Origin of the sequence: Mesorhizobium sp. M0166 (genome assembly GCF_040322255.1) — a bacterium.
Classification (GTDB): Bacteria; Pseudomonadota; Alphaproteobacteria; order Rhizobiales; family Rhizobiaceae; genus Mesorhizobium.
The window spans coordinates 1-12,362 of sequence record NZ_JAMYTD010000034.1 but is presented as its reverse complement, the minus strand read 5'-3'; the positions used below and the strand labels follow the sequence as shown (position 1 = coordinate 12,362).

Below are 12,362 nucleotides of genomic sequence, written 5' to 3'. Positions count from 1 at the left end.
TCAGTCGGGTTCCTGTCCACCCTCGGCTCCTCCGCTAACGCCTTCTTTGGGCGCCGTGGCTCCTCCCACCGCCATTCTCTTCAATTTTACATAGGCGCCGGGCCGGACGGACTTGTCGGTGCCACGCAACAGCGGAACCATCATTTGCCGCGGCTGGCCGTCCGGTTCATAGCCGGCCGCTTTGAGCTGCTCCAAAATGACCGGCCGCGGATCGTCGCGGTCAAGCCAGACGAGTACGGCCGGCTCCTGCATCAGCATTTCGAAATTAGGCACTTCCTGGTCAAGTGCGACCAGTTTTTCGTCGACCAACCGCAGGTTTCCGACCCATGCACCATCAGATATTGCGGTTTTGACCGGTCCGTCCGCAGTCAGTTGGCGATAGAGGGCGGGGTAATCCACGCGGATCATCCGCGACAGGCCACTGGTCCCGTTTATCTGGACGTACCAGGTGGCGGGCGCCAGCAGCACGGCGATGATCGCTCCAGCTGAGATCACCAGGAGCTGCGCATTCCTGCCACGCGGCGCCAGCCGTTCCATAGTGGCGACGATGGCCAGCGGCAGCAGGAACAGGACGGGCAGCAGCCAGCGGTCCTTTACCACCGTCACACCGGTGGCCAGTACAAGTATTGCCAGCATGGCCAAGCCGAGCGCCAAGGTACGCCACAACAGAATTTCCCGGGCCGGACCTTTCGGATGCAGCTCGGAGAAATTCGCCAGGCCGAAAGCCAGGGCGGAAACGAGCACCGGCAAGATCGCGAAATTGAAGGTGCCCATGATAAACTTGCCGGCGCCGACAAAGGCCGCCGCCACGCGCCCTTGTTGGGTGTCTATTCCGAACTTCTCGCCTCTCGACAATAAATCGGCGGGATGCATAAGGCTCCAATAGGTGGTTGGCGCCAGCACCAATATCGCGACCGCTATGCTGATGGCGAACTTCGGATCAAGGATCGCGCTGCGCCATTCGCGCAGCGACAGCGCCGCCGCAACAAGGGCGACCACGAGGAAGACATCATTATATTTGGCAAGAATTGCCGCCGCGGTGGCCAGGCCAAACGCCGCATAGGCGATCACGCTTCGGCGCTCGAGAAGACAGGCCATTGCGAGCAGGAGCAGCGAGCAAAAGCCGACGACGGCGACGGAATGCGACAAGGCGCGCTGCGATTCCCAGACGATCTGCGGGATCGTAAACAGGCCGAACATGGCCGCCGCCGCTGTCGCTTTGGTGTAGCCGAACCGTCGCATGGCGGCGAACGCGCTGCAGGCGGCGAGGAACAGCACGGAGTATTTGACGAGCTTCAGCGTGAAGATACCGGTGCCGAAAACATGCGCGGCCAGCCAGTTGATCCAGGTGTAGAGGGGTGGTTGCGAGCCGCCATATCCAGGCCAGAGATATGGAACATAGATCAGCTGCTCCGCATCATCGATGCCGACACCGGTTCCCGCCCAAGAGCTCAACAGGGACAGTATGATGGTCTGCAAGGCGAAGTAAGCCGCGACCATGACGATCGCCGCCGGGAACGGGCCGATCCGTCCCTCGGCCAGCCACTCGGCCCATCTCAGATTGTACTTCAATGAAATCTCATCGCCCTTGCCAGCAGATTGTTGCCGGCTGCGCTAGCATGAAGAGCATCCTCCGCACAATGCGACCGCCTGGCTGCACCTATGTCCTCATCTTTTCGCCGCTCGGGTCGAAGGGCGGCTCGACGTTGATGCGTGCCGGCCGCCGGTGCCCGAGGATTTCGATCTCGAACAGTCCGGCGCTCTCGTTTTCGGCAAGCGCTGCCGGTACGTAGCCTTGCGCCATCGACTTCTCGACATAATGCGCATAGCCGCCGGAGGTGACCCAGCCGACCACGCGCCAGTCGCCGTCGACAATGCCGCGCACGGCAGTTGCGCCTTCGGCGGCGTTCGAGCCGCGCACTTCCTTGCCGCTCGCGTCGAAGCGCGGCGCGCCATAGCCATGCGGCTTTTCCACGGTGCCGTAATCCTTGCCGCCAACCTTGGCCCAGATCGGCTCGTCGCCCATGACGTCGGCATCCGCTGCATCGACGACAAAGGAAACGCGGCGCAGCTTCGGCCCCGCCGCCTGTACCCTGGCCGCTGCCTCCCGGCCGATGAAATCGTTCTTCTCCAGCTTGATGAAGCGGTCCATCGAGCCTTCGAACGGTCCGTAGATCGGACGTAACTCGCGGAACCAGGTCGGGAAGTTCTTCTCAAGGCGCATCGAGAGCAAAGCCCGCATGCCGAAATCGACAAGCCCAAACTCTTCGCCAGCCTCCTTGATCGCCTTGTAGACCAGGCGCTGGTAGGCAGGCGCCATCCATATCTCATAGCCGAGGTCGCCGGTGTAGGTGATGCGGTTGACCATGCAAGGCGCGCCGCCGACCGCCATCTCGCGGAAATCCATGAAGCGGAAGGCCTTGGTCGAGATGTCGACATCGACCAGTTTCTGCAGCAGGTCGCGCGATTTCGGCCCGGCGATCGAGAGACCGACCAGCGTCTGGTCGAAGCGGTGGATGCGGATGCTTCCATCCTTTGGCAGATGCTTCTCGAACCAGCGCATGTGGTATTTTTGCGCTGCCGAAGAACCCCAGATCATGAAGCGTTCTTCCCCAGCCCTTGGGTCCGCGTTGGCGATGGTGAAGTCGCCGATCAGTCTGCCGAACTCGTTCAGCATCGGCGTCAGCACGATGCGGCCGGTCTTTGGCATGCGATTGGTCATCAGCCGGTTGAGAAAGGCCTCGGCCCCTGGTCCGGAGACTTCGTATTTGGCGAAGTTGGCGATCTCGGTGACGCCGACACTCTCCCGGGTGGCTCGCACTTCCTCGCCGATCGGGCCAAAATCGTTGGAACGGTGGAAGGACACGATGTCCTTCGGCTCCGAACCTTTCGGCGCGAACCAGAGCGGGGTTTCGAGACCCCAGCTATCGCCCATGACGGCGTTGTTGGCGATCATCGTGTCGTAAAGCGGGGTCGTCTGCGCTGGTCTTGCCGCCGGCAATTCCTCGTTGGGAAAGCGGATGGAGAAACGGCGCGAATAATTTTCGCGCACCTTTGCGTTGGTATAACGCAGCGTTGCCCATTCGCCGAAGCGCGCAACGTCCATGCCCCAGACGTCGAAGCCGGGGTCGCCATGGACCATCCAGTTGGACAGCGCGAGGCCGACGCCGCCGCCCTGGCTGAAGCCGGCCATGACGGCACAGGCGCACCAGAAATTGGTCAGGCCCTGCACCAGGCCGACCAGCGGGTTGCCGTCGAGCGCAAAGGTGAAGGGGCCGTTGATGATCTGCTTGATGCCGGCCTTTTCGATGCCGGGGAAATGCTTGAAGCCGATCTCGAGCGACGGTGCAATGCGGTCGATGTCGGGCTGCAGCAGTTCGTGACCGAAATCCCACGGCGTGTTGACCGGCGACCACGGCTTGCAGGCCTTCTCGTAGGTGCCGAGCAGGATGCCGTTGCGTTCCTGGCGGGTATAGATCTCGCCCTTGAAGTCGAGGACGCCGATCATTTCGCGGCCGGTCGACTTGTTGAATTCCTCGACCTCCGGCATCGGCTCGGTCAGGAGATACATGTGCTCCATGGCCAGCACCGGCAGCTCGACGCCGACCATGCGGCCGATCTCGCGCGCCCACAGGCCACCGCAGTTGACGACATGCTCGGCTTTGACCGTGCCTTGCTCGGTGACGACGTTCCAGGTGCCGTCGACCTCCTGCGTCAGTTCGACGACGCGGTTGCGCAGCACGATCTCGGCGCCCAGTTTCCTGGCGGCCTTGGCATAGGCGTGGGTGGTGCCGGAAGGGTCGAGATGGCCCTCGACTGGATCCCACATCGCGCCGACGAAATTCGTCTCGTCCATCAGCGGGAACATCGCCTTGGCTTCGGACGGCGTGATCAGTTCGGTGTCCATGCCGAGATAGCGGCCCTTGGCGTGGGCGAGCCGCAAGAAGTCCATGCGCTCGGGCGTGTCGGCCATCATCACGCCGCCGGTCAGGTGCAGCGAGCAGGATTGGCCGGAAATCTCCTCGATCTCCTTGTAAAGCTGCACCGTATAGGCCTGCAGCTTGGCGACGTTGGGATCGCCGTTCAGCGTATGGAAGCCGCCCGCCGCATGCCAGGACGAGCCGGAGGTGAGCTCCGAACGCTCGATCAGCATGATGTCGGTCCAGCCAGCCTTGGCCAGATGATAGAGCACCGAGCAGCCAACGACCCCGCCGCCGATGACAACCGCTTTTGCATGAGATTTCATGAAGATAGTTCCGTTTTTAAAGAGATTGAATCGAGCGGGCGGGGCGCGAAAACAAAGCGGAGATCGGACACGGCGATGTTTTCGGCCAGCCTGCCATCAAGCGCGGCAAGAATGGTTTCACAGACGGAAGTACGATGTTTCAGGACGTCATGGTTCCAAAGACGCAGGATCGAATAGCCTTGCGCGCGCATGAAATCGTCGCGGCGGCGGTCATATGAACTGCCGGCGTGCTGTTGTCCGTCGATTTCAACAACAAGCCATTTTTCGCGGCAGACGAAGTCTGCAAAAAAGGCGCCGATGGAGAACTGACGCGTAAAGCGATAGCCGCCAAGCTTGCGCGCCTTTAGTTCAAGCCAGAGCAGTGCTTCCGCCTGATTGCCTGCTTGCCTGAGTTTTCGTGCTCGCTGGGTTGTACCTATTTTACGGCGACTGCGCGTTTCATGAACGGCTTCCCCCACTCCGTCGCTGCTTCGCAGCGCCACCTCTCCCCCCTCCGGAGGGAGAGGAAGGGGGCTGGCTGGAATAAGGTCGCGCCCTTCCTCTCCCCCGTCGATCGGGGGAGAGGTGTCGAGCGAAGCTCGACGGAGTGGGGGTCGACTGTTCATCAAACCAATGATCAAAAATCGGTCGGCGCGCCGCCTTCGGCCCGGCGCTTGTCTACGAAGGCGTTGAGCTCCTCGCGGATCGCCGGATCCATGTAAGGCTCTTCATAGGAGGCCAGCCGTTCCTTCCAGACGCGATTGGCCTTTTCGAGCGCCGTCGGCGATCCCGCCTCCGCCCAACTCTCGAAATTGCGCCAGTCGGAAATGATTGGCGCGTAAAACGCGGTTTTGTAGCGGTCCTGCGTGTGCTGGGTGCCGAAGAAATGGCCGCCGGGGCCGACGGACTGGATGGCGTCGAAACCGAGCGCTTCCTCGGAAAGATCGAGCGGCGTCAGGAACTCGGCGACCATCTGCAACAGGTCTATATCGAGGATGGTCTTTTCGTAGGAGCAGCGCAGGCCGCCTTCGAGCCAGCCGGCCGCATGCATCATCAGATTGCCGCCACCCTGGATGGCGCCCCACAGCGAAAACACGCTTTCATAGGCGGCTTGCGCGTCGACCGTGTTAGCGGCGCAGGTGTTGGAGGTGCGGTAGGGGATGTTGTAGCGGCGGGCGAGCTGGCCGCCGACCAGCTGCGCCTTCATATATTCCGGCGTGCCGAAGGCCGGCGCGCCGGACTTCATGTCGACATTCGAGGTGAAGCCGCCGTAGCCGACAGGCGCGCCCTTGCGCACCATCTGTGCAAAGGCGATGCCGGACAGCGCCTCGGCATTCTGTTGCACCAGCGCGCCGGCAATCGTCACCGGCGCCATGGCGCCGGACAGGGTGAAGGGCGTCACGATGACCACCTGGCCCTTGCTCGACATCTGGATGATGCCTTCCATCATCGGCACGTCGAGCTTGAGCGGCGAATTGGTGTTGATGATGGTGAATACCGACGGCTCTGCGAGCAACTGCTCATGGCTGATGCCGCGCGCGATCCTGGTGATCTCGATACCGTCGACGTTGCGCTCCTTGCCGAGCGAATAGATGTGGAACATCTTGTCGGTCAGCGTGGCGAGGTCACGGATGCATTCGAGGTGGCGCACGGACGGATGGATGTCGATCGGCTCGACCGGATAGCCGCCAGTACAGTTCAATATGTTGTGCATCTGCGCAAGCTTGAGGAAGTTGCGGTAGTCCTGCTGGTTGCCTGGCCGGCGGCCGCGGTCGACGTCTGAGCAATTGGGTGCCGACGCCATCATCGAGATGATCAGATTATCGCCACCAAAGCGCACATTGTGCGCCGGGTTGCGGGCGTGGATGGTGAATTCCGGCGGGCAGTGCGCAACCAGTTCCAGGATCATGTCGCTGTCGAAGCGCACCCGCTCGCTGCCTTCGCGGACATCGGCGCCATGCGCCTTCATAATGCGCCGGGCTTCGTCATGCAGCACGTCGACGCCGATTTCCCTGAGCACGCGCAGAGAGGCGAGGTGGATGGATTCCAGCTCGTCGTCGGAAACCAGCCGGGTCGGTGCCAGCGGGTTCTTCAACTGCCGAAACGGCGGCTGCTCGAACGCCGTCGATCCGCCGGCACGCTTCCCCGCGCGGCCGCCGCGACGGGCGCGGTCGTTTGCCAGTGCCGGTTCGGCGGGCTGAAGGGCGGCGGTCATGATAGTCCTCGTACGCTGCGGCAATGCGGCGGCATAATGGACTGCCGGCCGTCCGGCCATTGCGGAGGCGGCGACCACTAGGACGAGGGAAGCGACATGCCCTGGGGGCAGCCGGCGGGATCGTCAGCCTCTTGATCGCGTTCCGGCTGGCGCAAGCGGTTTTCGTTGCCGGTGCTTACTGCGATGAAAGCGAAACGCTAATCCTCCATCATGGACCGGGCGGAACAGAACAGCGGCGAGGCAGTGCAATGGGCGGCGATCACCGGCGTGATCGCGACCGTCTCAGTGTTCGCCATCGCGCAAGGGCTGAGCTATCCGCTGTTGAGCTTCATCCTGCAGCGCCAGGGCGTCTCGCCCGCCATGATCGGCCTGTCGGCGGCAATGACGCCGATCGGCTTCATCGTCTCTTCGCCGCTGGTTCCGGCGCTGGCGCGCCGTTTCGGGGCAGGGCGCACCGCGCTTACTTGCGCGGCACTTTCGGCGCTGGTGCTGGCACTGATCGGCTGGACGCAAAATGTCTATCTGTGGTTTCCGCTGCGCTTTTTGATCGGCGCCGTCACCAACCCGCTCTACGTGCTGAGCGAAGTCTGGGTGATCGCACTGGCGCCGCCGGCACGCCGCGGCCGCGTCATGGGCATCTATTCGACGATCATTTCGGCGGGCTTTGCGGCGGGGCCGCTGTGCCTGCTTGCCGTCGGCACCGAGGGATGGCCGCCGTTTCTGGTCGGCATTGGCGCATTCCTGTTTTGCGGCGCCTGCCTCGCCTCAGTGCTGGCACGGCTGCCCAAGGTCGACGAGAGCGGGCACCGGGTTTCGGTGCTGGGGTTCGTGCCGCAGGCTTGGCTGCTGTTGTCGGCGGTCGTCGTGGCCGCCGGTTTTGAACAGGCGGTGCTCGCCTTGCTGCCGGTCTACGGAACGCACTACGGCATCGCCGAAGCGCGCATGTCGGCGCTGCTGTCAGTGATGATCGCCGGCAATATCGCTATGCAAGTGCCGCTCGGCCTATTGGCGGAACGGCTGACGGCGCGGCTGGTGCGGTTCATCTGTGTTTCGGTGACGGTGCTCGGATGCGTGCTGCTGCCGGTTCTCATCGAGACGCCGCTGATCTGGCCGTGCGTCTTCATCTGGGGCGCGGTTTCCTACGGCATTTACACGATGTCGATCATTGAGCTCGGCGAGCGGTTCACCGGCTCGGCACTGGTCGCCGGCAACGCCGCCTTCTCGCTGATGTGGGGCGTCGGCGGCATCGCCGTGCCGCCGCTGGCGGGCAGCGCCATGGATGTTGTTGGCGCCGGCGGCCTGCCAATGACGCTCGGTGCCATTTGCCTGGTGCTGGCGACTACAACCGTCATGCGGCGGCGGATGGTGTGAATGCCTGAAGTCGCCGTTCTGACGCAATGACTTGAATATAAGCGGCCCCATGTCGATCTGGGCGGTACCGACGCCCGACTCAACCGGAGACCTCATGACCAAATTGAACAGCCCGACGCAGCCGGATCCGGCGGCCGAAGATCCGTTTCTATGGCTGGAGGACAGACGAGGCAAGCAGGCGCTCGACTGGGTGCATCGCCAAAATGCGGTTACGGTCGGGGAGCTGCAGGGTGATCCGTCCTATCAGACGTCGTTCGAGACGGCGCTCGACCTGATGACGGCCGAGGATAACATCGCCGTTGGGACCGCTATCAACGGCTATGTCTATAATTTCTGGCAGGACCGGACGAACGTGCTCGGGCTCTGGCGGCGCACCACCGTCGCCTCCTACAAGACCGACAAGCCGGAATGGCAGACGATCATCGACTTCGACAGTCTGGCGGCGAAAGAGGGGGTGAAATGGGTGTTCAGCGGCGCCAGCCGGCTCTACCCCGACTTCAGCCGCTGCCTGCTCAACCTGTCGCCGGATGGCGGCGATGCCAGCGAGATGCGCGAATTCGATATCGAAAGCAGATCGTTCGTCGATAGCGGCTTTCGCGCTCCTGCCTCGAAATCGAGCTTTAGCTGGCTGGACGAGGACACGGTTATCGTTTCCGCCGCCCTCGAGGAGGACGACAAGACCCAGTCCGGTTATCCGCGCGTGGTCAAGCTTTGGCGGCGCGGCACGCCACTGGACGAGGCGACGCCGATCTTCGAGGCGCTGAAGCAGGATCTTGCCGCCGGCGGGTCCGTCGAATTCGACGGCGACAAACGCCATGTCTTCCTCGCCCGGACCATCGACTTCTTCGCCTCGCACAATTTCCTGCGGCTGCCTTCCGGCGAAAACAGGCGTATCCCGCTGCCGGACGACGTCACCGATACGGCGCTATTCCAAGGCCAGTTTCTCTTCGGCGTGCGCACCCCATGGACGGCGCCGGACGGCACGCAGTGCAAGCCCGACGGGCTCTATTCACTCGATTTCGAGCGCTGGATCGAAACCGGGCTATTCGGATCCCTCGATACCGTGCTCGAGCCGGCGCACCGTGTCTCGATCGCCGGTATTGCCCGCACGCAGGACCGGCTATTCATCAATTTGATAGACAATGTGCGCGGCAAGGTCGTCGCCGGCAAGCGCAGCGACAGCGGCTGGGAGTTCAAGCCCGTGGCGTTGCCCGAAAACGGCAATGTCGGCATCAGCCATGCCGAGCATTTCGGTTCCAGCGTCTCCTTTTCCTTCACCGATTTCCTGACGCCGAGCTCGATCATCTGGTCGGACGACAACGCCGCGGGGCTGGCAACGGTGAAGTCGCAGCCGGCGCGCTTCGATGCGTCGTCCCTAGTCTCCGAACAGTTCGAGGCGCGCTCGAAGGATGGCACGATGATTCCATACTTCGTCGTCAGGCGGCGCGACTTGCATGGACCCGTGCCGACATTGCTTTACGGCTATGGCGGCTTTGAAGTGCCGCTGCTGCCCGGCTATGCCGGCGTGCGCGGCAGGCTGTGGCTTGAGAAGGGCAATGCCTATGTCCAGGCCAACATCCGCGGCGGCGGCGAGTTCGGCCCGAACTGGCACCAGGCGGCGCTCAAGGCCAATCGCCAGAATGCCTTCGACGATTTCGCCGCGGTCGCGCAAGATCTGGTCAAACGCGGCATCGCCACACCGGCGACGCTGGGCATCCAGGGCGGATCGAATGGCGGTCTGCTGACCGGCGTCTCGCTGACCCAGCACCCGGAATTGTTCGGTGCGGTGATCATCGACGTGCCGCTGCTCGACATGCTGCGCTACACCGAGCTGCCGCCCGGGGCGTCGTGGATGGCCGAGTATGGCGATCCGGCGAAGCCGGAAGAGGCGGCCTGGCTCGCCGCCTATTCGCCCTACCAGCATGTAGACACGGATGCAGCCTATCCGCCGGTGTTGCTGACGACCTCGACCGCCGACGATCGCGTCCATCCCGGGCATGCGCGCAAGATGGCGGCACGGCTGCAGGCGGCCGGCCATGGCAAGACGCTGTTCTTCGAGGAGACCGAGGGCGGCCATGGTGGACGCGGCGACCGGCGGCCGCAGGCTGCACAGGCGGCGATGAAGTACGTCTTCCTGCAGCGGGCCCTGACCGGCACCAATTGACTGGCATCGCTTAACCGGCACGGCTTGAACTGAGGGCTCGAGGCAGCCTAAGGTACATGCATGGCTCGGCTGGCGAAATCGGGTTGCGCATTTGGGGTCGCGGTGACGCCGTCGTCGCGCACGCTTCGCGCCGAGCTGTTGCGGCTGTGCGCCCGCATCGGCTATTCGCCGCCCGCTGTCCTCTGACGAATCCGCCCCGGCGCAAAAGCTGCCGGATTGGTTCAAGAGGAAAGACCAGACATGACCTACCAGAATTATTCGCTGAAGCAGCTTCAGCAGATCGATGCCGCGCATCACCTTCATCCGTTCACCGACCACAAAGAGATGCGCGAGACCGGCTCGCGCATCATCACCCACGCCAACGGGCCGTTCATCTACGATTCCGAAGGGACGGAAATCCTCGACGGCATGGCCGGGCTGTGGTGCGTCAATGTCGGCTATGGCCGCGACGAGTTGGCCGACGCCGCCTACGCCCAGATGAAGGAATTGCCCTACTACAACTCCTTCTTCAAATGCTCGACGCCGACACCGGTACTGCTCGCCAAGAAACTGGCGGAGATCGCGCCAAAGCACATCAACCAGGTGTTCTACGGCTCGTCCGGTTCGGAGGCCAACGACACGGCGCTGCGCCTGGTCCGTCACTATTGGGTGCTGGAAGGCAGGCCCGAGAAGAACCGCATCATCTCACGCAAGATGGGCTACCACGGCTCGACCATCGCCGGCGCCTCGCTCGGCGGCATGGATTTGATGCACAAGCAGCTCGGCGGCGCCGTGCCCAACATCGTCCATGTAATGATGCCCTATGCCTATGAGCTGGCACTGCCCGGCGAAAGCGACCATGATTTCGGCCTGCGCGCGGCAAAAGCGGTCGAGGACGCGATCCTCGAAGCTGGCGCCAACAAGGTGGCCGCCTTCATCGGCGAGCCGGTGATGGGGGCAGGCGGGGTGAAGATCCCGCCGATGAGCTACTGGCCGGAAGTGCAGCGCATTTGCCGCAAATACGATGTCCTGCTGATGCTGGATGAGGTTATCACCGGCTATGGCCGCACCGGCGAGTGGTTCGCGGCACAAGCCTTCGGCGTCGAGCCCGACACCATCACCACGGCCAAAGCGCTGACCTCCGGCTATCAGCCGCTGTCGGCGTTGCTGGTCGGCGACCGCATCGCGGCGACGTTGGTCGAAAAGGGCGGCGAATTCTATCACGGCTACACCTATGCCGGGCATCCGGTGGCCTGCGCGGTGGCACTGAAGAACCTCGAGATCATCGAGCGCGAAGGCCTGGTGGAGCGCGTCAGGAACGACACCGGGCCTTACTTCGCCAGGGCTTTGCAGGAACGCCTCGGCGGCGACGATCTGGTCGGCGAGGTGCGCTCGTTCGGGCTGATGGGAGCGATCGAGATCGTCAAGGACAAGGCAACCAAGGAGCGCTTCCTGCCGGCCGGCAGCGCCGCCGTGATGGTTCGCGACCACGCAATTGCCCAGGGCATGATGCTGCGCGCCACCGGCGACACGATGATCCTGTCACCGCCGCTGATCTGGACGCGCGAGACGATCGACATGGCCTGCGACCGCATCGCCAGGGCGCTCGACGTGGCGCAAGCGGATTTGTGCAAGCGGTAAGGTGGAACGATCGCCGGGCGTCCGGTAATCGGGCGCCCGGAGTTTGAATGCCGCTTTATGGCAAGAGCTCGCCAGGCGAGGCTGTTGGCGGTATCGACGACCACGCGTGATCACTGGCCCGCCTTGACACCGATGACGTGCCCCTCCGCGTCAGTGACCAACATCCCTTTCGATTGGTCCAAGATCACAACTATGTTGCCGAAAGGATCGCGGACACGGGCGCACCGTCCGACCGCGATCTCGAATGGCGGTTGCACAGCCTCACCGCCGGCCGCCAAGAATTCCTCAAACGCGTCATCCACGTTATCGACCAGAATGTCGGTCTCGGGACCGATATGAAGATGGACAACCAGCTCCGCATCGGTTTCCGGCAGCGCAAAGCCAGCGGCTTCATCGTCCCGCCAAACGAGGGCATGACCGAGCCGATCCCTATAGAACGATACGGCTGCATCGAGATCGCTCACGCGCAATAGATGATTATCGAGCTTGCGGAATAATGGTCTTTTTCGAGGCTCGTGCGCCATTGCGGGACCTCAATATGTGAAGAGATTCGTGCGGCCGTATAGCCTTTAACGAAATAGTCTTCGAGACTATGTCTGCAACCGGGTTGCCTTCAAGCTTCGAGCCCGCCCGGTGGAAATGGTGGCGAGCCGAAATTCATGTGGAGGTCGTGAGCGGAAATTCAAACATGGGGTAATCGCGGAGCGAGTCGCCCTGAAGCCGGAAGCGGTCACATATTGAAGAGCGGGTGGTTGTTCCCCGATAGG

8 protein-coding genes are annotated in these 12,362 nt (G+C 62.7%); 3 read left to right on the top strand and 5 right to left on the bottom strand.

The window, feature by feature from the left end; genetic code table 11:
* The 4 genes from NKJ46_RS26665 to NKJ46_RS26650 all read right to left on the bottom strand — a co-directional run bounded on the left by NKJ46_RS26665 (position 1) and on the right by NKJ46_RS26650 (position 6,440).
* Positions 1-1,572 (bottom strand): ArnT family glycosyltransferase, encoded by a 1,572-nt coding sequence (locus NKJ46_RS26665; protein WP_352668851.1) that lies wholly within the window; start codon positions 1,570-1,572, stop codon positions 1-3.
* Positions 1,573-1,660: 88 nt separating this feature from the next.
* Complete coding sequence (locus NKJ46_RS26660; RefSeq protein WP_352668849.1) at positions 1,661-4,246, bottom strand: GcvT family protein; 2,586 nt, start codon at positions 4,244-4,246, stop codon at positions 1,661-1,663.
* Entirely contained in the window at positions 4,243-4,728 is a 486-nt protein-coding gene (locus NKJ46_RS26655; protein ID WP_352668847.1) for an endonuclease domain-containing protein, read from the bottom strand. The genes NKJ46_RS26660 and NKJ46_RS26655 overlap by 4 nt, the downstream gene beginning before the upstream one ends.
* Positions 4,729-4,862: 134 nt before the next feature.
* On the bottom strand, positions 4,863-6,440 hold the full coding sequence (locus NKJ46_RS26650) for a trimethylamine methyltransferase family protein (RefSeq protein WP_352668844.1): 1,578 nt from the start codon (positions 6,438-6,440) through the stop codon (positions 4,863-4,865).
* A 210-nt stretch (positions 6,441-6,650) separates the two neighbouring features.
* Between NKJ46_RS26650 and NKJ46_RS26645 the strand changes: the two genes are divergently transcribed.
* The 3 genes from NKJ46_RS26645 to NKJ46_RS26635 all read left to right on the top strand — a co-directional run bounded on the left by NKJ46_RS26645 (position 6,651) and on the right by NKJ46_RS26635 (position 11,595).
* Positions 6,651-7,811: an MFS transporter gene (locus tag NKJ46_RS26645; protein ID WP_352668842.1), complete on the top strand. Its 1,161-nt coding sequence runs from the start codon at positions 6,651-6,653 to the stop codon at positions 7,809-7,811.
* Positions 7,812-7,905: 94 nt separating this feature from the next.
* Positions 7,906-9,975 carry a prolyl oligopeptidase family serine peptidase gene (locus tag NKJ46_RS26640; protein WP_352668840.1) on the top strand — a complete coding sequence of 690 codons (2,070 nt, stop codon included), beginning with the start codon at positions 7,906-7,908 and terminating at the stop codon, positions 9,973-9,975.
* Between the two features lie 240 nt (positions 9,976-10,215).
* Entirely contained in the window at positions 10,216-11,595 is a 1,380-nt protein-coding gene (locus tag NKJ46_RS26635) for an aspartate aminotransferase family protein (protein WP_352668837.1), read from the top strand.
* A gap of 110 nt (positions 11,596-11,705) precedes the next feature.
* On the opposite strand, the gene NKJ46_RS26630 is transcribed toward NKJ46_RS26635, so the two are convergent.
* Positions 11,706-12,119, bottom strand: coding sequence for a VOC family protein (locus NKJ46_RS26630; protein ID WP_352668835.1), 414 nt, complete (start codon positions 12,117-12,119; stop codon positions 11,706-11,708).
* Positions 12,120-12,362: the final 243 nt, after the last annotated feature.

Bases quoted from the DNA above. Each gene is read 5' to 3' on its own strand.
- NKJ46_RS26630 (WP_352668835.1), bottom strand. From the start codon at position 12,119: ATGGCGCACGAGCCTCGAAAAAGACCATTATTCCGCAAGCTCGATAAT.
- NKJ46_RS26650 (WP_352668844.1), bottom strand. From the start codon at position 6,440: ATGACCGCCGCCCTTCAGCCCGCCGAACCGGCACTGGCAAACGACCGC.
- NKJ46_RS26645 (WP_352668842.1), top strand. From the start codon at position 6,651: ATGGACCGGGCGGAACAGAACAGCGGCGAGGCAGTGCAATGGGCGGCG.
- NKJ46_RS26635 (WP_352668837.1), top strand. From the start codon at position 10,216: ATGACCTACCAGAATTATTCGCTGAAGCAGCTTCAGCAGATCGATGCC.
- NKJ46_RS26660 (WP_352668849.1), bottom strand. From the start codon at position 4,246: ATGAAATCTCATGCAAAAGCGGTTGTCATCGGCGGCGGGGTCGTTGGC.
- NKJ46_RS26640 (WP_352668840.1), top strand. From the start codon at position 7,906: ATGACCAAATTGAACAGCCCGACGCAGCCGGATCCGGCGGCCGAAGAT.